Here is a 516-nt window from a genome sequence, read left to right as displayed (position 1 = left end):
CCGAGATCGAGAACACGTCCTCGATCGGCATCAGGAACGGCTTGTCCAGCGGACGCACCGGCGTCGGGATGTAGGCGTCGACCTGCGCCATCAGCTCGCGGATCGCGTCCTCGCCGATGGTCTTGTTCGAATCTTCCAGCGCGGCAAGCGCCGAGCCCTTGACGATCGGAATGTCGTCGCCGGGGAACTCGTTCTTGGTCAAGAGCTCGCGAACCTCGAGCTCGACCAGTTCGAGCAGCTCGGCGTCGTCGACCTGGTCGACCTTGTTCAGGAACACCACGATCGACGGCACACCGACCTGGCGGGCGAGCAGGATGTGCTCGCGCGTCTGCGGCATCGGGCCGTCGGCGGCCGAAACGACCAGGATCGCGCCGTCCATCTGCGCGGCACCGGTGATCATGTTCTTCACATAGTCGGCGTGGCCGGGGCAGTCGACGTGGGCATAGTGGCGGTTGGCCGTCTCGTATTCGACGTGCGCCGTCGAAATCGTGATGCCGCGCGCCTTCTCTTCTGGCG

General features: G+C 65.1%; 1 protein-coding gene. It reads right to left on the bottom strand.

Annotated elements, in window-relative coordinates; translation table 11 throughout:
• A partial coding sequence (locus EN786_RS36035; protein WP_246688842.1) for a GTP-binding protein occupies positions 1–516 on the bottom strand: 516 nt, incomplete at both ends.

This window comes from Mesorhizobium sp. M4B.F.Ca.ET.143.01.1.1 (assembly GCF_004792275.1).
Taxonomy (GTDB): Bacteria; Pseudomonadota; Alphaproteobacteria; order Rhizobiales; family Rhizobiaceae; genus Mesorhizobium; species Mesorhizobium abyssinicae.
Note: the sequence above shows the minus strand (reverse complement) of the source record. Positions and strands in the feature narration are given on the sequence as shown.